General features: G+C 67.9%; 14 protein-coding genes. 7 read left to right on the top strand and 7 right to left on the bottom strand.

Going from position 1 to position 19,319, the window contains the following annotated elements; all coding sequences use genetic code 11:
* Window positions 1-187 precede the first annotated feature (187 nt).
* Window positions 188-2,245, bottom strand: coding sequence for a DNA primase (gene dnaG, locus ASD75_RS03640; RefSeq protein WP_056743313.1), 2,058 nt, complete (start codon window positions 2,243-2,245; stop codon window positions 188-190).
* Between the two features lie 127 nt (window positions 2,246-2,372).
* On the opposite strand from dnaG, the gene ASD75_RS03635 reads away from it, so the two are divergent.
* The 3 genes from ASD75_RS03635 to ASD75_RS03625 all read left to right on the top strand — a co-directional run bounded on the left by ASD75_RS03635 (window position 2,373) and on the right by ASD75_RS03625 (window position 6,827).
* Complete coding sequence (locus tag ASD75_RS03635) at window positions 2,373-3,407, top strand: PotD/PotF family extracellular solute-binding protein (RefSeq protein WP_056062189.1); 1,035 nt, start codon at window positions 2,373-2,375, stop codon at window positions 3,405-3,407.
* Between the two features lie 3 nt (window positions 3,408-3,410).
* The gene (locus ASD75_RS24230; RefSeq protein ID WP_304439937.1) at window positions 3,411-5,078 is read left to right on the top strand and encodes a diguanylate cyclase domain-containing protein; all 1,668 of its coding nucleotides are present in this window, start codon (window positions 3,411-3,413) and stop codon (window positions 5,076-5,078) included.
* Window positions 5,079-5,180: 102 nt separating this feature from the next.
* The gene (locus ASD75_RS03625) at window positions 5,181-6,827 is read left to right on the top strand and encodes an acyl-CoA synthetase (RefSeq protein ID WP_056743311.1); all 1,647 of its coding nucleotides are present in this window, start codon (window positions 5,181-5,183) and stop codon (window positions 6,825-6,827) included.
* A gap of 162 nt (window positions 6,828-6,989) precedes the next feature.
* Here the strand turns inward: ASD75_RS03625 and ASD75_RS03620 are convergent, their stop codons facing one another.
* Window positions 6,990-7,883 (bottom strand): AraC family transcriptional regulator, encoded by an 894-nt coding sequence (locus tag ASD75_RS03620; RefSeq protein ID WP_056743309.1) that lies wholly within the window; start codon window positions 7,881-7,883, stop codon window positions 6,990-6,992.
* A 131-nt stretch (window positions 7,884-8,014) separates the two neighbouring features.
* Here ASD75_RS03620 and ASD75_RS03615 point away from each other — a divergent pair, with 131 nt between their 5' ends.
* From ASD75_RS03615 to ASD75_RS03600, 4 genes are all read left to right on the top strand, one after another.
* Entirely contained in the window at window positions 8,015-8,581 is a 567-nt protein-coding gene (locus tag ASD75_RS03615; protein WP_056743485.1) for a carboxymuconolactone decarboxylase family protein, read from the top strand.
* Between the two features lie 221 nt (window positions 8,582-8,802).
* On the top strand, window positions 8,803-9,432 hold the full coding sequence (locus tag ASD75_RS03610; RefSeq protein WP_056743484.1) for a pyridoxamine 5'-phosphate oxidase family protein: 630 nt from the start codon (window positions 8,803-8,805) through the stop codon (window positions 9,430-9,432).
* Between the two features lie 183 nt (window positions 9,433-9,615).
* Window positions 9,616-10,371: a sulfite exporter TauE/SafE family protein gene (locus tag ASD75_RS03605; RefSeq protein WP_056743307.1), complete on the top strand. Its 756-nt coding sequence runs from the start codon at window positions 9,616-9,618 to the stop codon at window positions 10,369-10,371.
* 79 nt (window positions 10,372-10,450) lie between these two features.
* Window positions 10,451-12,400, top strand: coding sequence for a diguanylate cyclase domain-containing protein (locus ASD75_RS03600; protein WP_056743306.1), 1,950 nt, complete (start codon window positions 10,451-10,453; stop codon window positions 12,398-12,400).
* Window positions 12,401-12,499: 99 nt separating this feature from the next.
* Here the strand turns inward: ASD75_RS03600 and ASD75_RS03595 are convergent, their stop codons facing one another.
* The 5 genes from ASD75_RS03595 to ASD75_RS03575 form a co-directional block, all read right to left on the bottom strand.
* Window positions 12,500-14,473 carry an alkyl/aryl-sulfatase gene (locus ASD75_RS03595; RefSeq protein ID WP_056743304.1) on the bottom strand — a complete coding sequence of 658 codons (1,974 nt, stop codon included), beginning with the start codon at window positions 14,471-14,473 and terminating at the stop codon, window positions 12,500-12,502.
* A 143-nt stretch (window positions 14,474-14,616) separates the two neighbouring features.
* Complete coding sequence (locus tag ASD75_RS03590) at window positions 14,617-15,609, bottom strand: tripartite tricarboxylate transporter substrate binding protein (protein ID WP_056743302.1); 993 nt, start codon at window positions 15,607-15,609, stop codon at window positions 14,617-14,619.
* Between the two features lie 62 nt (window positions 15,610-15,671).
* On the bottom strand, window positions 15,672-16,898 hold the full coding sequence (locus ASD75_RS03585) for an acyl-CoA dehydrogenase family protein (RefSeq protein WP_056743300.1): 1,227 nt from the start codon (window positions 16,896-16,898) through the stop codon (window positions 15,672-15,674).
* A gap of 170 nt (window positions 16,899-17,068) precedes the next feature.
* Entirely contained in the window at window positions 17,069-18,637 is a 1,569-nt protein-coding gene (locus tag ASD75_RS03580; protein ID WP_200947556.1) for an AMP-binding protein, read from the bottom strand.
* A 197-nt stretch (window positions 18,638-18,834) separates the two neighbouring features.
* A complete protein-coding gene (locus tag ASD75_RS03575) occupies window positions 18,835-19,272 on the bottom strand; it encodes a DUF1801 domain-containing protein (RefSeq protein WP_056743298.1) in 438 nt (145 codons plus the stop codon).
* Window positions 19,273-19,319: the final 47 nt, after the last annotated feature.

Here is a 19,319-nt window from a genome sequence, read left to right as displayed (position 1 = left end):
CGAGGGCTTTGCGCCTGGAGGGGACACCCTCAGCGGCAAGATGTCTGGGCGATCATTTGGTGTGCAGTCCTTGCGATAAGTGGGCCCATCAGCGCATAGGTGCGCGTTTGTCACGGTGGCCCGGCTCGGAGGTGCTGCTGTCGCTCTTGCCAATAACTAACCTTATATTATACCGCCCAGACCCTATTCAAGTGGTTTTTGGCGCTATTTGCTCCAGTTCCTTGCGCTTTTCGGCCAGCGCCCGGTAGCGCTCCAGGGCAGAGGGGTCTTGTGCCACCTGCAGCACCAGCACTTTTTGCTGCTCCTTGATGTCTTCGATCTGCATGCGGGTGAGCAGGTCGCGCAGCTCCAGCCGCAATTCGTGCAGTTCGCCCTCGGTCTGCGCATGCGAGCCGGTCATCACCTTGACGGCCAGCTCTTCGCACTCGTGATCGCGCAGGCTTTCGCGCAGCACGGCCCAGGCCAGGGGGCCATGTTCGTGGAACTGCGCCTCCAGCCACGCAAACAGTGGCCCATGGGGCGCAGGCTGGGCCGCCAGTGTGGTGTGGTCCTCGTGCGTCAGCTCTTCCAGAAACGCCATGTGAGACAGCAGCAGCCGCGCCGCATGGTCCGCCCGGCCCATGGCCGGCGTGCGGGGCAAACGGGGCTGGGGCGGCCAGGGAGCGTCCTTGTCGCGTTTTTTCCAGCCCCCGCCGCTTTTCCAGTCGCCCCCCTTGCGGAACGGGGGCTTGCCGCCGCTGCCATAGCCATTTTGGCCTCCGTAGCCTCCCTGGTTCCCGTAACTGCCGTACCCGGGGTCGTAGGCCGTGCCTGTCGACTCGCTGTGGGGTTGCCAGCCATCGGTGTCGGGCGGGGCATCCCAACTGGGGGCGTCATCGGGGGCGGTACGGGGCGGGTGGCGCTGCGGGGGGGCATTGTGTGCAGCGCGCAGGCCGTCGCGGGCGGCGGCCTGGCCCCACAGGTCGGACAGGTCGCGGGCATTGAGCTGGGTCAGCTCGGCCAGCTCGCCCAGCAGCTGGCGCTTGAGCACGCCGTCGGGCAGCGCCGTCCACAGCGGGCGTGCATTGCTGGCCATGTGGGCACGTCCTTCGGCGGTGGCCAGATCGCAGCCCTCGCTGGCCGATTCGACCAGGAAGCGGCTCAGCGGCATGGCGTCGCTCACGTGGCGCGCAAAGGCGTCGGTGCCATGGTCGCGGATGAAGCTGTCCGGGTCGTGCTCTGCGGGCAGGAACAGAAACTTGATGCTGCGCGTGTCGGTAGCGTGGGGCAGGGCGCCGTCCAGGGCCTTGCGCGCGGCGCGCCGCCCGGCGTTGTCGCCGTCAAAGCTGAACACCACCGCGTCGGTAAACCGCAGCAGCTTTTGCACATGCTCTGGCGTGCACGCCGTGCCCAGTGTGGCCACCGCATTCGGAAAACCCAGCTGCGCCAGGGCCACCACGTCCATATAGCCCTCGGTGACCAGCGCGTAGCCCGCCTCCCGGATGGGCGTGCGGGCCTCGAACAGGCCGTACAGCTCGCGCCCCTTGTGGAACACCGGGGTTTCGGGGGAGTTGAGGTACTTGGGCTTGTCGTCGCCCAGCACCCGGCCGCCAAAGCCGATGTATTCCCCTTTGACGTTGCGGATGGGGAACATCACCCGGTCGCGGAACCGGTCGTAGCGCTTGCCGCCATCTTCGTCGTTGACGATGACCAGGCCGCTTTCTTCCAACAGCGGGTCGTCGTAGCTCGGGAACACGCTGGCCAGGCTGCGCCAGCCCTCGGGGGCGTAGCCCAGGCCATAGCGCTTGGCCACCGCGCCCGAGACGCCCCGGCCCTTGAAGTAGCCAATGGCGCGCTGCGACTCGCGCAGGTGGCGGCGGTAGGCGTCCGCGGCTTTCTCCAGCACCTCGTTCAGCGTGGCCTGCTTTTGGCGCGCCGCGGCGGCACGTTCCTTTTCTTGCGGGGAGATGTCGTCATCGGGCACCTGCAGGCCCACGCTCTGGGCCAGGTCCTGGACGGCCTCGACAAACCCCATGCCCGCGTGGTCCATCAGAAAGCTGATGGCATTGCCGTTCTTGCCGCAGCCAAAGCAGTGATAGAACTGCTTGGCGGGGCTGACGCTGAAAGAGGGAGACTTCTCTCCGTGAAAGGGGCACAGCCCCATGAAATTGGCGCCACCTTTTTTCAGCTGGACGTAGCGCCCCACGATGTCCACCACGTCCACACGGGTGAGCAGTTCCTGAATGAAAGACTGAGGGATCGTCACGCGCCCTATTGTCCGCGTAAACTCTTTGTAACCAGTTATTGCTGGAAAGGCTTTTGGCATGGGGTTCGCGGCATGTGGGTGGGCGTTGGCGGGTAGGGCGCTGCACGGGTGGCGCGCCAGCCTGCCCGTGCTGCTGTTCGCGCTGGCGGGGCTCGCATGGCTGCCGGGGGCCTCGCAGGCCGCGACGGTCCTCAGGGTGCTGGCCTGGCCGGGTTATGCCGACCCGGACTTTGTCGCAGTGTTCGAGAAGCGCCATGGGGTCAAGGTGGAGATCACCATCGTGGCGTCGGACGACGTCTTGCGTGCCAAGATGGACAGCACCGACGGGCCGGGTTTTGACCTGGTGGCTGCCAACACGGCGGAGATTGCGCGGCTGATCCTCCATGACAAGCTCGCGCCGTTGCCGCTCGGCAACATTCGCAACACCGCAGGGCAGCTGCCCCGGTTTCGCCAGCTGCACACCATCTCGGGCATTGGCTGGCGGGGCGAGGTCTATGCCATGCCCTTCACCTACTCCGAGATGGGGCTGGTGTACGACCGCCAGCAGTTCAGCACGCCACCGCAGTCGATCGCCGTGCTGTGGGACCCGCGCTGGCAGGGCAAGGTGCTGGCGTTTGACGGCAGCAGCCACGGGTTTTCGCTGGCCGCCATGCGCCGGGGCCTGCCGCCTTTTCGCATCGACCCCGCCCGTTTCAGCCCGCTGGCCAAGGACCTGGTGGCCCTGCGGCGCAATGTGCGGTCGTTCTACAGCCTGCCCGAGGAGTCGGTGGAGCTGTTTCGCAAGCACAAGGTGGCGGTAATGCACGCCAACTACGGCCAGCAGCAGCTCAAGCAGCTGCGCGATGCGGGGCTGGATGTGGGCTACGTGGTGCCCAAGGAGGGCGCGCTCGCCTGGCTGGACTGCTGGGCCATCACCCGCCGCTCCACCCAGGTGGCGCTGGCTGCCGAGTGGATCAACTACATGCTCGACCCGGCCGTGAGCCGCGAGTTCACGCGGCGCCAAGGGCTGGCCAACACCCTGGACGAGCCACCAGCGCTGGCGGGTGATGTGCCCGGGGGGACCATGGGCCCCATCGTGTGGCTGGAGCCGGTGGAAGACGAAGCCCTGCGCGCCCGCCTCTGGCAACGCATCGTGTCGGGCGATCGACCCAACCGGTTCTGACCGATGGCACGCGTGAAATGGAGCATCGCGCTGAGGCTGGGGGCCCTGCTGGCCTCGTTCAGTGTGTTCGCGGCCATTCTGGCGGGCTACTACACCTTTGACTCGAGCCGCGAACGCCTGCAGGGGCGGGCCGAGCGCTCGCTGCTGGCCACCACGCAGGTGCTGGCGCGCCACATGCAGGCGGGCTTTGGCACGGTGGCGCGCGACACGGCCTTTCTGGCCGACGCCGCTGCCGTCGAACAAGACCAGGGACGGCTGGCCGACCTGTTCAAGGCCAACCTGCAGGCCCATCCCGCCTATTTGCAGATCCGCTTCATCAGCGCCAGCGACTACGGGCTGGAGCTGGTGCGCATCGACCGCCAGGGCGACAAGCTGGTGCGCGTGCCCGATGACCAGCTGCAGGAGAAGTCGCACTTTCCGTTTGTGTTCGAGGCCCTCAGCCTGCCCGATGGGGAGGTGTATGTGTCCGAGTTCGGCATCAACCATGAAGACGCCGCGCAGGAGGCGGCCGTGCCCGTGTTCAACATGGCGTCGCCTGTGGTGCAGGGGGGCCAGCTGCGGGGCGTGGTGGTGGTGCGGGTGGCGGCCGCGCCGTTCCTGCACAACTTCAACGCGGCGCTGCCGACCCCTTACGGGTTTTATCTGAGCAACCGCTGGGGTGACTTTCTGGTGCATCCGGATGCCACGCAGACCTTCGGCTTTGACCGGGGCCAGCGCATCCTGATCCAGGAGTCGTTCCCGCAGGTGGCCGCGCTCGTCGATGGCCGTGCCGAAGAGGCGGTACTCAGCCAGTCCGGCACCGACGACGAGGAGGCGCGCGTCTTTGCCTTTGTGCGCATGCCCTTTGGCAACGCGGACGAGGGGCGTTTCATGGTCGTAGGGCTCTCGCAGCCGCTGGCCGTGGTGCAGGGCGAGGTGCTGGACCTGGGCCGCAGCATCCTCAAGATCCTGCTGGTGCTCAGCGTGGTGGGTGTGGCCCTGGCGGCCGGGGTATCGCGCCTGGTGACCCAGCCGCTGCAGGCCATGGTGAAGGCGGCGCAGGCGTTTTCACGCGGGGAGGCCCACGGCGCGCTGCCGGTGCACCGGGGCGACGAGGTGGGCGAGCTGGCCCGCAGCTTCCAGGACATGGAGCAGCAGATCAGCCGCCAGCTGGCCGAACTGAACCTGAGCCGTGACGCCATGGCCCACCTGGCGCACCACGACGCACTCACCGGCCTGCCCAACCGCCGCATGTTCGAGCAGCGCCTGGCCCAGGTGCTGGAGCTGTCGCGCCGCAGCGGCCGCAGCTGTGCCCTGCTGTTCGTGGATCTGGACGACTTCAAGGCCATCAATGACACGCGCGGGCATGCCGTGGGCGACCTGGTGCTGCAGGCGGTGGCCCGCACCATCGTCGGCGCTGTGCGCCAGGTGGACACCGTGGCCCGGCTCGCCGGGGACGAGTTCACGGTGCTGTGCGAAAACGTGGATTCCGAAGAGGCTGCGCTGCAGATCGTGACCAAGCTGCAGCACGCGTTCGAGCCACCGCTGGACATCGACGGCGAGCCCCTGGCCGTGCGCGCCAGCATCGGCCTGAGCCTGTTTCCCCGCGACGCGCAGGATGCGCGCACACTCATGGCCAGCGCCGACGCGGCCATGTACCGCATCAAGCAGAGCCACAAGCGAAGGCTGTGAGGCTGCGCACCGCAGTCCACACCGCGCCTGCGCCGGCCCGTGTTGCTTTCGTGTCAGCCTGCGGCGCTAGGCTGTGTGTAGTTCACCTTCTTGCCCCGACCCATGACCTCCATCTTTGACCAGCACCTGCCCCGCAACGAAGCCAACTTTGCCGCCCTGTCGCCCCTGTCGTTCATCGAACGCACGGCCGAGGTCTACCCCGACCGCCTGGCCATCGTGCACGGCACGCTGCGCCAGACCTGGGCCCAGACCTACGCGCGCTGCCGCCAGCTGGCCAGCGCGCTGACCCAGGCCGGCATCGGCAAGAACGACACCGTGGCCGTGATGCTGCCCAACACGCCGCCGATGGTGGAGGCGCACTTTGGCGTGCCCATGGCGGGCGCGGTGCTCAACACCCTCAACACCCGGCTCGACCCGGAGGCCATCGCCTTCATGCTCGACCACGGCGAGGCCAAGGCCGTGATCGTGGACCCGGAGTTCACCGGCACCATGGCCAAGGCACTGGCCCTGCGCACGGGCACCACGCCCATCCGCGTGATCGAGGTGCAGGACGCGCTTTATGGCCCCGCCGTTCAAAGCCTGGGAGGCACCGACTACGAAGCCTTTGTGGCCAGCGGCGATGCGGCCTTTGCCTGGAGCCTGCCCGCCGACGAGTGGGATGCGATTGCGCTGAACTACACCAGCGGCACCACGGGCAACCCCAAGGGCGTGGTCTACCACCACCGGGGCGCCGCCACCAACGCCATCAGCAACGTGCTGGAGTGGGACATGCCCAAACACGCGGTGTACCTGTGGACGCTGCCCATGTTCCACTGCAACGGCTGGTGCTTTCCCTGGACCGTTGCGGCGCGTGCGGGTGTCAACGTGTGCCTGCGCCGGGTGGACGCGCAGGCCATCTTCGACGCCATTCGCACGCACGGCGTCACGCATTACTGCGGTGCGCCCATCGTGCACGGGCTGCTGGTCAACGCGCCCGAGGCGATGAAGGCGGGTGTGCCATCCGGCGTCAAGGCCATGGTGGCGGGCGCAGCGCCACCAGCGTCGATGATCGAAGGCATGGAAAAAATGGGGTTTGATCTGACCCATGTGTACGGCCTGACCGAGGTGTACGGCCCGGCCACAGTGTGCGCCAAACACGAGGCCTGGGATGCCCTGGACATCGGCGAGCGCGCCCGCCTCAACGCCCGCCAGGGCGTGCGCTACCACCTGGAGCGCGACGTGCGCGTGCTCGACCCCGAGACCATGCAACCCGTGCCGCAGGACGGCGAAACCATGGGCGAGATCATGTTCAAGGGCAACATCGCCATGAAGGGCTACCTCAAGAACCCCAAGGCCACCGACGAGGCCTTTGCGGGCGGCTGGTTCCACAGCGGCGACCTGGCCGTGCAGTACCCCGACGGCTACATCAAGATCAAGGACCGCAGCAAGGACATCATCATCTCGGGTGGCGAGAACATCTCGTCCATCGAGGTCGAAGACGTGCTCTACCGCCACCCCGACGTGCTGGCCGCTGCCGTGGTGGCCAAGCCCGACCCCAAGTGGGGCGAGACGCCCTGCGCGTTTGTCGAGCTGAAGGCCGGAGCGCAGACCACGCCCGAAGACATCGTGGCGCACTGCAAGAAGCACCTGGCCGGCTTCAAGGTGCCACGCGCCGTGGTGTTTGGGGAGCTGCCCAAGACCAGCACCGGCAAGATCCAGAAGTTTGAGCTGCGCAAGCAGGCCGGGTCGGCAGCGGCCATCAACGTCTGAGAAGGCGTGACCCGCCTCGTGGAGGGCGCGCGCGGTGGGTGGCTATTTGCTATGTAATTAATAGCTGCTTGCGCATATTCCACTAGCGCATCCGCCGCTTTTGGCTTGAAAACCAGGGCCGGGGGCTCCTGGGTGCCCCTGCGGCGCTGCCTGGGCTGGGTGTCAACGCCCTTCGTCCACCGCCTCCCGCCAGTCCCGCGCTGACACCCCCAGCTTTTGCGCAAACACGCGCGACAGCGCCGAGGGGTTGGCATAGCCCAGTTCATGGGCGATGGACTTGAGCGACCGGCCCGCACGCAAATGCGCCTGCGCCAGCGTGAGCCGCCAGTGCGCCAGGTAGTCGGCTGGCGTGTCCCCCACCACGGCCTTGAAGCGGGCGGCAAACGCGCTGCGCGACATGCCCGCCTGCTGCGCCATCTGCGCCAGGCTCCACGGCTCGCCAGGGGCCTCGTGCAGGGCCGTGAGCGTGCGCGACAGTTGCGGGTCGGCCAGGCCCGTCAGCAGGCCGGGGGGCATCTGCGCCTGCTCCGGGTGGTCCAGCAGCCAGCGCAGCAACTGCAGCAGCACCACTTCAAACAGGCGGTCGGCCAGCACGCGGTGGCCGCAGCGCAGGCGGTCGGTTTCGGCAAACAGCAGGTCCAGCGACTGCTGCAGCCCGTCCACCGCGCCCAGCGGCAGCACCACCAGCGGGGGCAGGGCGCGGGCCAGCGGGTGGCTGGCGCCGCCGTCGAAGTCCAGCGCGGCGCAGGTGAAGTCCGAGCCCTCGGTGGGCGCGTTGTGAAAAAAGTGTTCCAGCGGCCGGGCATAGAACAGCAGGCTGGGCTCGCACACCTGAAGCCGCTCGGGCGGGCCGGCCTGGGGCTGGTGCGTGACCACCATCTCGCCCCGGCGCAGCACATGCAAAAAGCCCCGGCCCGGCGCCGCCGCAAAGTGCGTCACGCCACACAGCGGCCCGTTGTGGAACAGGTGGGCCCGCACCCGAAACCGCTCCAGCAGCGGCGACAACCGGTCGAGCGGGGTGGAGGCCTGCGCGGGTGTAGGAACGCTTGGTGGCATGGTTTTGGATGATTGGGTATTAATAATGGATTTTATGTGCCAAATGGTGCACGCTTACGCCGGACACTGCAGGGGTGCCGAGAACAGGCACAAGTTCTCACCAACCCTTCATGACCTCCAAGGAACACACCATGTCCGCTACTTCTTCTTCCGTCGCCCGCGTCCCCCTCGTCGACCGCACCGCCGCCACCGGCACTGTGCGCGCCGTGCTCGACCAGGTCCACGGAGCCTTTGGCGCCACGCCCAACATGTTCCGCGCCGTGGCCAACTCGCCCGCTGCGCTGCAAAGCATGTGGGGTGCGTTTGGCGCCTTGGGAGGCGGCGTGATCGGCGCCGCCCTGGGTGAGCAGATCGCCGTGGCCGTGGCCAACCGCAATGCCTGCGACTACTGCCTGGCCGCCCACACCGCACTGGGCCGCAAGGCAGGCGTGAGTGGCGAGGCCCTGGCCGCCGCGCAGGCGGGCGAGTCAGCCGACCCGCGCACAGCGGCCGTGCTGCGCTTTGTGCTGCAACTGGTCAACGAACGCGGCCAGGTCGATGCGACCGATGTGCAGGCCCTGCGCGACCAGGGCGTGAACGACGAGCAAATCGTCGAGATCGTGGCCCATGTGGCGCTCAACCTGTTCACCAACTATGTGAACGTGGCGCTGGCCGTGCCGGTGGACTTCCCCGGCGTCAAGCTGCGCCCGGCGCGTTGAACGAGGGGGCGGCGCGCGTCTGGCCGGTGGGCTGGATGTGCGCCGCTTCTGTTGCTGCTGCTGGCGCGGTCCTGTGGCGAAGCCATCGCAGGCAGTCCTTCGCGAAGACCCATGCGTGCATTTTTTGCACGCATGACCGGCTGCAAAGTCGTTTGTCAGCGCGGCAGGCCTGCTGCACCATGGCCGCTCCCTTGCCCACCCACCCGAAGGAAGCCGCCCCCATGACCCCCGCCCGCGACGAGCACGCCATCGACACCCTGCCACGCCTGGAGGCCCTGCTGGGCACGCTGAGCGATGCCTCCGTCCACAAAGAGCTGCCGTATGTGCACCCCGCCTACCGCGCCATGATCGCGGCGTCGCCCTTTGCCGTGCTGGCCACCACCGGCCCCGGCGGGCTGGATGCCTCGCCGCGCGGCGACCCCGCCGGCTTTGTGCAGCTGCTGGACGACAAAACCCTGCTGCTGCCCGAGCGCCGTGGCAACAACCGCGCCGACAGCTTGCGCAACATCGTGGCCGACCCGCGCGTGGCGCTGCTGTTCCTCATCCCCGGCGTGGGCGAGACGCTGCGCGTCAACGGCCACGCGCGCATCAGCGTCGCGCCCGACCTGCTGGCGCGTTTCGTGGTCAACGGCCAGCCGCCAAAGTGTGTGATCGTGGTCGATGTGCAGGCGGTGTACTTCCAGTGCGCGCGCGCCATCCAGCGCTCGCGCCTGTGGCATGCCGTGCCGCCCGGCACCCCGCGCCCAGTGCCCACCCCGGGCGCCATCCTGGCGTCCATCACACAGGGCGCATTTGACGGCGCTGCCTACGACCGCGAACTGCCAGCGCGCCAGCAGGCCACCCTGTATTGAACCGGCACCGCGATCCGTCGCCACAGCGTTGCCCCTGCTGCCAGCGCACACAATGGCGGCTGGGCGCGCAGGGCTTGCGCTTCATGGGCTCACCGGCTGAACGCGCAGATGCGTGAGGAGCGTGGAGCTCCGTGGGGCGTGAAGCCTACTCACGCGCACGTTCACACCAAGTGAGGGGGAGACATGGATTCCGTGCTGTTGATCGTGGCCCTGGGCGCAGTGGCCGCCGGGTTTGTGCAGGGGCTGTCGGGTTTTGGTTTTGGCATGGTCGCCATGTCGTTCTGGGCCTGGACGCTGGAGCCCCGCCTGGCCGCGCTGCTGGCGGTGTGCGGCGCGCTCACCGGCCAGCTGGTGGCGGCGGCCACGGTGCGCCGGGGGTTTGACCGGGTGCGCCTGCTGCCCTTTGTGCTGGGTGGCCTGGTGGGCATCCCCATTGGCGTGGCCGTATTGCCCCGGCTGGACATGGACGCGTTCAAGGTCATCCTGGGCACGCTGCTGGTGCTGTGGTGCCCGGCGATGCTGATGGCCAAGCAGTTGCCCCGCATCACGCGCGGCGGGCGCGTGGCCGACGCGCTGGTGGGCATGGCGGGCGGCGTGATGGGCGGCCTGGGCGGCTTCACCGGCGTGCTGCCCACCCTGTGGTGCACCTTGCGCGGTCTGGACAAGGACGTGCAGCGCGCCATCATCCAGAACTTCAACCTGGCCATGCTGCTGGTGACCTTCATCACCTACCTGGCCACCGGCCTGGTCACCCGCGAGGCGCTGCCGCTGCTGGCCATTGTGGTGCCCGCCATGCTGGTGCCCGTGCTGCTGGGAGCGCGGCTGTACCACGGTATCAGCGATGCGCGGTTCCGGCAGATCGTGCTGGGCATGTTGACCTTGTCGGGCGTGGCGATGCTGGTGGCCAGCCTGCCCAAGGTGCTGGCGCGGCTCGCGTAGGGTTCCATTTGCGTGGGCCGCGCCCGGTGGCCATCCTGTTGTCGACTTGCCGCACATGCCCCGCTACATTTCGAGGGGCATGGAGCAAAAAGATGACACCACGCGGCCACCGGACGCGGACGACCGTCTTGAGGCCGGGGCCCCGCGTCGCCGCTATCGCCTTGTCACGCCGCTGAGCCTGGCGATTGCGCTGGGCTGCATCGTTGCCGTGGCGGGCTTGTGGCTGGTCACGCTGCAGCGTGTGGCGTTCGAGCGCGAGCAGGCCGTGGCCTCCGCCATGCAGTCCAATGCCAACCTGGCCATCGCCTTCGAGCAGCAGGTGTTCCGCACCCTCAAGGCGGCCGAGCAGGTCGCCGCCTTTGTGCGCGAGCAGTACCTGCAGCAGGGCACCGACATCGACCTGCGCGACTGGGTGGAGCGGGGGGTGATCCGCGAGCCCATGTTCACCATCATCAGCGTGGTGAACGAGCAGGGCGACATCGTCAGCAGCAGCCAGGAGACCGGGGCCGTCAACTACAGCGACCGCGCCTTTTTCAAGGCGCTGCGTGCCAGCGATCGCGATGACCTGTTTGTGAGCGAGCCTGTGCTGGGCCGTGTGTCGGGGCAGTGGCGCATTCCGATGGCGCTGCGCATCGTGAGCGAGGGAGGCCGCTTTGGTGGTGTGGTGGTGATGTCGGTGGACCCGACGAACTTCCCCGACTTTTACCGCCAGGCCGACCTGGGCGCACAGGGGCTGCTGGAGCTGACAGGGCTGGACGGCGTGGTGCGCGGCCGCAAAGCCGGGGGCAAGATCAGCTTTGGCGCCGATGCGCGGGGGCTGCCTTGGTTTCAGCTCCGCGCGCAAGACCCTGAAGGCGAACTGATCGATGAGAACGGCGCGGTGGACGGTGTACCGCGCATCCTCAGCTACCGCAGCATGGCGGGCTACCCGTTGATGGTGACGGTGGGGTCGACCTCCGACGAGGTGCTGGCGCCGGTGATGCAGCGGCGCGTTGACTACCTTGTTCTGGCTGCGGCTGCCAGCGTGGCGCTGCTGTGTTTTGGCGCGCTGCTCATTGTGGTGCTGGCGCGCCAGCGGGCCGTGGCCGATGCCCTGGCGTCCAGCGAAGGCTTGTTCCGCGCCACCTTCCACCAGGCGGCCACCGGCATCGCCCACATCACGCCCGAAGGCCGCATCCTGCGTGCCAACGACAAGTTCTGCCGCATGCTGGGCTATTCGCTGGAGGAGCTGCGCCAGCGCGACCTGTTTGCGCTGAGCGACGAGGGCGAGCGTGAAGCCCTGCGCCGCTTTCTGGCGCGGCGCCTGGTGGCACACTCGCCCGTGTTCTCCCCCGAGATGGAAAAGGCCTACCGGCGCAAGGACGGCGGACTGTTGTGGGTGTACGAAGCGCTGGGCCTCGTCAAGGACGCCCAGGGTCATCCGGACTTTCTGGTGGTGGTGACGCAGGACATCAGCGCGCGCAAGGAGCTGGAGATGCGCCTGTCGCACGATGTGCTGCACGATGCGCTCACGGGCCTGTCCAACCGCGTGATGTTCCACGACCGATTGGCGCGTGTGCTCGAAACGGCCCGGCGCCACGGGCGGCACGCTGCTGTGCTGTATGTGGACCTGGACGGGTTCAAGTCCGTCAACGACCAGTGGGGCCATGCAGCAGGCGACCTGCTTCTGCAGCAGGTGGCTCGGCGGCTGGAAGACTGCGTGCGCGCCGAAGACACCGTGGCGCGCCTGGGCGGCGACGAGTTCGGCATCGTGCTGGCCACCATCGAGCGGGCAGACCACTGCGAGGTCGTGGCCAGCAAGGTGCTGTCTGCGATGGAGCAGCCTTTTGTGCTGGAGGGGGCTGTTGCGCACATCTCGGCCAGCGTGGGCGCGGCGCTCTACCCGCGCCATGGCACCGATGCCGATGCGCTGCTCGCCCAGGCCGATGCTGCGATGTATGCGGCCAAGCAGGCGGGCAAGAACCGCTTCAGCATCGACACCGCACTGAGCCCGCTGGCCGATGGCGGTGTCGCATGTCCACCGGGCTGATGAGGAGCCAGCCATCGAGGGATGGCTCTGGCGTCTTGCTCCTCATTTGGGAGCATTGAGCGAATTATCTATAGGCGCTAGCGGCCTGTTTCATTCGAATCACCGCGTCATGATCGGAAAGTCACGCACCGGCTTGTCCAGCATGCCCATCAGCTGCCGCAGGGCCTGCGCATCGCCTTCCATGCGCAGCGCGCCAGAGCCGGCCAGCTCCTGCGGTGTGGCCTGGCCGTTCATCAGGCGCAGGAAGGAGGGTTTGGTGAGCAGCAGCGTGGCGTCGGCGGGCCAGGGTGGTGTGCCCGGGCGGTGGTGCAGCACCGCGTTCTCAATCCACAGACCATGGTTTTCTTCGGTGTCGGTAAAGCGCAGTGCCACGGACAGGCGCACGCCGTCCGCGCTCGGGCCGTTGAGCGAGGCGGCCATTGCATCGAGGAACTGCGGGATGGGAGTCTGCATGAGCATGTCGGCCACCGCAGCGCGCGGGCCTGAAGCGTTGCGCGGTGCAGTGCCATGCCGCAGTTCCTGCGCGCCGGTCAGGTAGAAGTTGCGCCAGGGCGCGGATTCAGCGGCGTAGCCCATCTGCTCAAAGCTGCGCGCCATCAGGTCTTTGGCCGCTGCGTTGTTGCTGTCCGCCAGCAGCACATGGCGCAGCAGCTCGGCCGCCCAGCGGTAGTCGCCCGCGTCAAAGGCCTGGCGCGCGGCGACCACCGCAGCGTCCGCGCCGCCTGCCAGGGCCACGTAGCGGCGCGCGGCCTGCACGGGTGGCAGCGGGTCGAGTGTGGCGGGGTGCGCGTCGAACCAACCCAGGTAGAACTGCGCCACCGCGCGCACGTTGTGTTTGACGGTGCCGTAGTACCCGCGCGATGCCCACTGCGCCGCCAGCGTGGAGGGCAGTTGCACGGCCTCGGCGATCTCGCCGGGTGTCAGCCCGGCGTTGAGCAGGCGCACCGTCTGGTCGTGCAGGTAGCGGTAGGTGTCGCGCTGCGTGGTCAAGAAGGTGTCGATGCGCTCGCGGCCCCACACGGGCCAGCCGTGCTGCAGGAAGACCACATCTGCACGGCGTGCGTGCGCACTGGCGCTGTCGATGTAGCGCGACCACGCCAGCGCGTCGCGCACCTTGGCGCCGCGCAGGGTGTAGAGGTTGTGCAGTGTCTGCGAGACCAGTTCTGCCGCACCGAACGCGCGCAGGTCGGGCAGCTCGAACACCATCTCGGCCGGGGCTTCGGAGCCTGGCACGTTGTGGAACACGAAGCGCACGCCATCAATGTCGAGCGCCTGCGTGGGCTGGTCGATGAGCACGGTGGGCGGCAGGATGCCGATGCGCCCGACCGCCACGGCCATGCCCAGGCCGTTGTCCACCACGCCGCGCGCATCGCGTGGCAACTGGCTGCCATACATGAAGCCCGCGCGGCGCGACATCGCTGGGCCGAGCAGCAGATTCTCGCTGGTCGCCTCCTCCATGAAGCCCACCGGTGCCACGATGGGCACGCTGCGTGCCTTGGCGTCCTGCGCGGTCAGCACGCCCAATGCGCCGCCGAAGTGGTCCACATGGCTGTGCGTGAATACCAGGCCCGACACCGGCTGCGCGCCCAGGTGCTGGCGCGCGAAGGCGAGGGCGGCCGCCGCCGTCTCCTGCGTGGTGAGCGGGTCCACCACGATCCAGCCCGTGCGGCCCTGGATGAGCGTGAGGTTGGCCAGGTCGAAGCCACGCAGCTGCCAGATGCCCTCACGCACCTGGTACAGGCCGGGGGTCTGGTTCAGGCGCGCATGGCGCCACAGGCTGGGGTGCACGGTGGCGGGGGCCTCGCCCTGCGCAAACTGCAGCGCATCAAAGTCCCACACCACCTGGCCCTGCGCGTTGCGCACCTGGCCGCTGGGCGTGACGATCAGGCCCCGGCGCGCGTCCTCGAAGCTGGCGGGCGCGTTCACGTCCAGTGTGCCCAGGGATGCGGCCTGGCGCGCACGCGTGGCGGCGGTTGCGTCCTGCCGGACATCGGCCACCTGCGCAAAGGTTGCAGGTGCCAGGCCCAGCAGGAGTGGCAAGGCGAGTACCGCAAGCGTTGGGAGGTTTCGCATGGGGTTTTGGAACCCTTTTGAGATGAAAAAAGCCTCAAGCGCACAATTTATATGCGTTGGCAGCTATCAAAATTGAAGTAATGCGTTGCCTGGTACGGACGGGTAGGGCCCGCGCACGTGGGCGCGTTCACCCCTTCGCGCCATCACATCGGCTCCAGCCTGATGCGTTTCATCATCGCCTCGGTGAAGCCGATTTCCTTGCCGAAGGCCCGTGTGAAGGTATCGCCGTCTTGCGGGTTGACCATGCCGCCTTGCTCTTCGAGCGCGGTCACCACGGCGGGTTGGCGCAGGGCGGCTTCGAACGCGGCGCGCACGCGGGACACGATGGCATCGGGCGTGCCGGTGGGCACGGAGACGCCGCCCCACGAGGTCAGCTCCACCCCGGGCAGGCCCGCCTCGGCCAGCGTGGGCACGCTGGGCAGCTTGGGATTGCGTGCGGGCCCTGTCACGGCCAGTGCGCGCAGCTTGCCAGCCACGATGTTCGAGTACGCCACGGCGGTGATGGGTGCTCCAAAGGTGACCTGCTGGCCCAGCACCGCGTTGACGATTTCTGATGCGCCCTTGTACGGCACATGCGTGGCCTGCGCTTGGCTGACGCTGAGCACCATCTCCACCCCCAGGTGCGAGGGCGTGCCGACACCGCCCGACGCGTAGTCCAGCTTGCCGGGCTGCGCACGCAGGCGCGCCAGCAGGTCGGCCAGGCTGCGGATGTCGCTTTGCGCGTGGACGATGACCACCGTGTCTGAACTCGTCAGGCCGATCACATGGCGAAAGTCCTTGAGGACGTCGTAGCCCGGCTGCTTGTACATGCGCATGCTGGCCGCCATGGGCGACCCGGCGTAGACCCATGTGTAGCCGTCGGGCGCGGCCTTGGCCGCCTGGCGTGCGCCCAGGTTGCCGCCTGCGCCGCCTTTGTTTTCGATGACCACGGGCTGGCCCAGCTCCTTCGACACCGCTTCGGCCACGATGCGGGCCGTGGTGTCCGGGCCCGTGCCGGCGAGGTAGGGCACCACCCACTTGATGGGGCGCGCGGGCCACGGCTCGGCGGCCATGGCGGATGTACTGGCCAGCAGTGACAGCAGGCCAGCAGCGAGCAGTACGCGGCGGCGCAGGTGGGGGATGGGTTGATTCGTCATGTCTTGTCTCCGTGTCATTTTCTGTGAGGGTTGTTTTGGCGCGCTGTGGGCGGCGCAGCCGCTCAGGGGGATGCCATGAGTTCTTTCGCGATGGTGTTGCGCTGGATCTCGCTCGTGCCGGTGAGCACGCGGTACATGCGCAGCATGCGGAACAGGAACTCCACGCGCCGGCCCTGCACGATGCCCTCGCCGCCGTGGATCTGCACCGCGCGGTCGGCGATGCGAAAGGCAGCCTCCGAGCAGAACAGCTTGGCCATGGACGACTCGGCGCGGGGCTCGGCGCCTGCATCAATCGCGCGGGCTGTGGCCAGCATCAGTCCGCGTGCGGCAGCCCAGTCGGTCGCCATATCGGCCAGCATGTGCTGGATGGCCTGGAACTGCCCGATGGCGCGGCCGAACTGGTGGCGCTGCTGCGCGTAGTCGCGTGCATCGCGCAGCGCCACCTGCGCCAGGCCCAGCATGGCCGGGCAGTGCAGCAGCCGGTTCACGCTGATGCGGCCCAGCGCCAGCGCCAGGCCACGCCCGGCCTCACCGATCAGGTTGGCGGCGGGTACGCGCGTGCCCTCCAGCACGATGTTGCCAGTGCTCGTCTGTCCCGCCATGGTCTTGTAGCCCGACTCCACGCGCACGCCGGGCGCATGCAGGTCCACAAAGAAGGCCGTGACCTCGCGCTTTTTCGGATCGGGGTCGTCGTGTGTGGCGGTGGACGCCATCAGCACTGCGTAGTCGGCAAACGGCGAGCCCGAGATGAAGCGCTTGGTGCCCGTGATCACGTAGTCGTCGCCCTCGCGCACGGCGCGTGTCTGCACGTTGCCAGCGTCCGATCCAGCCTCGGCCTCGGTCAGTGCGAAGCAGATGGCCATTTCGGCACGCGCGACCGGCAGGATGAACTGCTGCATCTGGTGCGGCGTGGCCATGCGCGCCAGTGCGCCCACGCGTGGCGGGCCACTCAGCTCGCCAAACACATGGGGAGCGAACGGCGAGCCGCTGGCGTAGATGGCTTCTTTGACCAGCACATGGTCCAGCGTGGACAGGCCCAGGCCGCCCATCTTCTGCGGCAGCGTCATGCCGTAAAAGCCTAAAGCGTGCGAGCGTTTCCACACCTGCTGCAGCAAGGCCTTGTCGGGCGCGTTCTCGTGGTCGATGCCATGCTCGCGCGCCAGCGCCGCCAGCTCGCCATACAGAAACTCGTTGATGCGCGCAATCAGTTCGGCCGCTTGTGGCGAGCCTTCAAAAGGCATGCCGGGAAACAGCGGCGCGGGTAGGGGGGATGTGATGTCGTTGTTCATGTCAGGATTCCTTGTCGTTGGCTGTGACAGCGGGCTCTGGAAACTGGCGCAGGCCCAGGCGAGAGACGCCGAGCAAGGGCCGCCCCGCAGCGAGGGCGTCGTCCCCCTTCCCGCAGCGCGCAGCGCCAAGAGAGAAGAGGGAGGTGGCAAAGCCGCTCAGGGGGATGTACCTAGTTCACCATCCGCCCACGCCCTTCCCAGTACGGGGCCTGCACGGCGCGGCGCATCACCTTGCCGTTCGGGTTCTTGGGCAGGGTGGTGACGAACTCGATGCGCCGGGGCCGCTTGAACCCGCCCAGGTGCTGGGCGCAGAACGCGTCGATCGCAGCGGTGGTGTCGGCACCGGCCGCACGACCGGGCTTGAGCACCACGTGCGCGGCCACGGCCTCGCCCCATTTGTCATCGGGCACGGCGAACACGCAGGCGTCCGCAATGGCGTCGTGCTGGTACAGCACGGCCTCGACCTCCGACGGGTACACGTTGAACCCGCCGCTGATCACCATGTCTTTCTTGCGGTCCACGATGTAGACGTAGCCCTCGTCATCCATGCGCGCCAGGTCGCCCGTGTGGTACGCGCCGTCCTTCAGCACCTCGGCCGTCAGCTCGGGGGCGCGCCAGTAGCCCGCAAAAATGTCGTCGCCACGCACCACGATCTCGCCGATCTCGCCGGTGGCCACGGGCTGGCCGTCGTCGCCCAGGATCTGCACATCGCATTCCAGAAACGGCCGTCCGCACGATGCCAGCCGCTCTTGCCGCGCCGCGCGGGCAAACAGATGGTCTTCCACCGACAGGCCACACACGCCCGAGGTCGTCTCGCCCGCGCCGTAACCTTGCTGCAGGATGGGCCCGAACACGTCCATGGCCTGCAGGATGCGCGCGGGCGCCATGGGGGCGGCGCCGTAGCCCAGGCGCAGCAGGTCGGGCAGGGGGCGGTAATGGCCCTCCAGCTCGGTCAGCAGCATGTTGATCATGGTGGGCACCATGAAGGTGTGGGTCACGCGGTCGGCCCGCATGTCGGCGATGAAGCGCGGGGGCTCGAAGCCGTTGAACAGGCGGATGGTGACCCCCTGGCACAGTGCCGGCACCATCTGCATGCCCGATGCGTGGGTGATCGGGCCCACCAGCCCCAGGATGTGGCCGGGCTGCTGCCCGTCCGAACGCGTGAGGAACTTGCGCAGCTGCGCAAGGCGGTTGCCGAAGGTCTGCATAGCCGCCTTGAGCACGCCGGACGAGCCCGAGGTGTAGTGCAGCACGGCGACTTCGTCCTCGCACACGACCACCGGGGTGAACGTGTCGCTGGCCTGGGCCAGTGCCGCTTCATACCCTGCGGGGCCCGCATCGTCGGTCAGCAGCAGCCGGGGCATGGCGGCGGGCATGCATTGCGCCACATGCGGGCGGATGGTCTCGGCGCGCTCGGCAGTGGTCACGATCAGCGCCGCACCGCTGTTGGCGGCAATGGCGCCGACCTCGGTGGGCGAGAGCCGGGCGTTGAACGGCGCCTTGATCAGCCCGGCCTTGTAGCAGGCGATCTCGATCTCGACGACCTCGACGCAGTTGGGCAGGTAGATGCCCACGCGGTCACCGCGCTGCAGGCCCAGGCCCAGCAAGGCGTTGGCCAGGCGGTTGGTGCGCTGCTCCAGATCGGCATAAGTGATGCTGCGTGCGGGGCTCTTGACCGCCATGCGGCGGGCATGGGCACGGGCGCTGCGCGCCACGAGGGCGCCGACGTTGGCGACCACGCGCGGGGGAATGGGGGGCGAGGTGGTAATGGCTGTCTCCTGAAACACTGGCCCCGTCGAGCGCGGGGCATGGGGTCACTGTTCCAGAAGACGGGGTATCAGGGAAATACCGATTGCTGATGGGCAGGCATCACTGAAATTGATGCCCTTGCCGTAGCGTGCCTTCCGCACACGCTGCGTGCGCGGCTGCGACAGCGTTATGCCGCCTTCGTGCGGGTGGCGGGCTTTTTTGCGGAGGATCTGGCGGGCTTGGCGGCGTTGAGTGACACTGCCGCGCGGATGAGCGACTTGAACGCCTCTGCATCCACCACGTCGCCCTCGTGGATGTCGATGGCGCGCCGCGCATTGCCATCCAGGCTGGCGTTAAATAGCCGCGCCGGGTCCGGCAGCGCGGCGCCCTTCAAAAAGGTGAGCTTCACTGCGGCCTTGTAGCTCTCGCCGGTGCAGAGGATGCCGCCCAGCGACCATACGGGCGTTCCCATCCACTTCCACTCTTCCACCACGCCGGGGGCGGCCTCATGAATGAGCGCACGCATGCGTGCCAGCACCGGGCCGCGCCAGTCGGACAGGTCTGCGATGCGCTGATCGATGAGGGTGGAGGCGGGTTGGGACGATGCAGTGGTTTTGGATGCCATGGGCAATGTCTCCTGGTGCGTGTGTGGCAAGGCCGCTGAATAACGAT

The organism is Acidovorax sp. Root568, from assembly GCF_001427445.1.
Taxonomy (GTDB): Bacteria; Pseudomonadota; Gammaproteobacteria; order Burkholderiales; family Burkholderiaceae_C; genus Acidovorax; species Acidovorax delafieldii.
The sequence above is the reverse complement of the archived record's forward strand: the minus strand, read 5'-3'. Positions and strand labels throughout refer to the sequence as shown.

What these genes read in the sequence shown, in the direction of transcription:
- ASD75_RS24230 (WP_304439937.1), top strand. Translation starts at nt 3,411, where the DNA reads ATGGCACGCGTGAAATGGAGCATCGCGCTGAGGCTGGGGGCCCTGCTG.
- ASD75_RS03615 (WP_056743485.1), top strand. Translation starts at nt 8,015, where the DNA reads ATGTCCGCTACTTCTTCTTCCGTCGCCCGCGTCCCCCTCGTCGACCGC.
- ASD75_RS03595 (WP_056743304.1), bottom strand. Translation starts at nt 14,473, where the DNA reads ATGCGAAACCTCCCAACGCTTGCGGTACTCGCCTTGCCACTCCTGCTG.
- ASD75_RS03600 (WP_056743306.1), top strand. Translation starts at nt 10,451, where the DNA reads ATGGAGCAAAAAGATGACACCACGCGGCCACCGGACGCGGACGACCGT.
- ASD75_RS03575 (WP_056743298.1), bottom strand. Translation starts at nt 19,272, where the DNA reads ATGGCATCCAAAACCACTGCATCGTCCCAACCCGCCTCCACCCTCATC.
- ASD75_RS03625 (WP_056743311.1), top strand. Translation starts at nt 5,181, where the DNA reads ATGACCTCCATCTTTGACCAGCACCTGCCCCGCAACGAAGCCAACTTT.
- ASD75_RS03590 (WP_056743302.1), bottom strand. Translation starts at nt 15,609, where the DNA reads ATGACGAATCAACCCATCCCCCACCTGCGCCGCCGCGTACTGCTCGCT.
- ASD75_RS03620 (WP_056743309.1), bottom strand. Translation starts at nt 7,883, where the DNA reads ATGCCACCAAGCGTTCCTACACCCGCGCAGGCCTCCACCCCGCTCGAC.
- ASD75_RS03585 (WP_056743300.1), bottom strand. Translation starts at nt 16,898, where the DNA reads ATGAACAACGACATCACATCCCCCCTACCCGCGCCGCTGTTTCCCGGC.
- ASD75_RS03605 (WP_056743307.1), top strand. Translation starts at nt 9,616, where the DNA reads ATGGATTCCGTGCTGTTGATCGTGGCCCTGGGCGCAGTGGCCGCCGGG.
- ASD75_RS03610 (WP_056743484.1), top strand. Translation starts at nt 8,803, where the DNA reads ATGACCCCCGCCCGCGACGAGCACGCCATCGACACCCTGCCACGCCTG.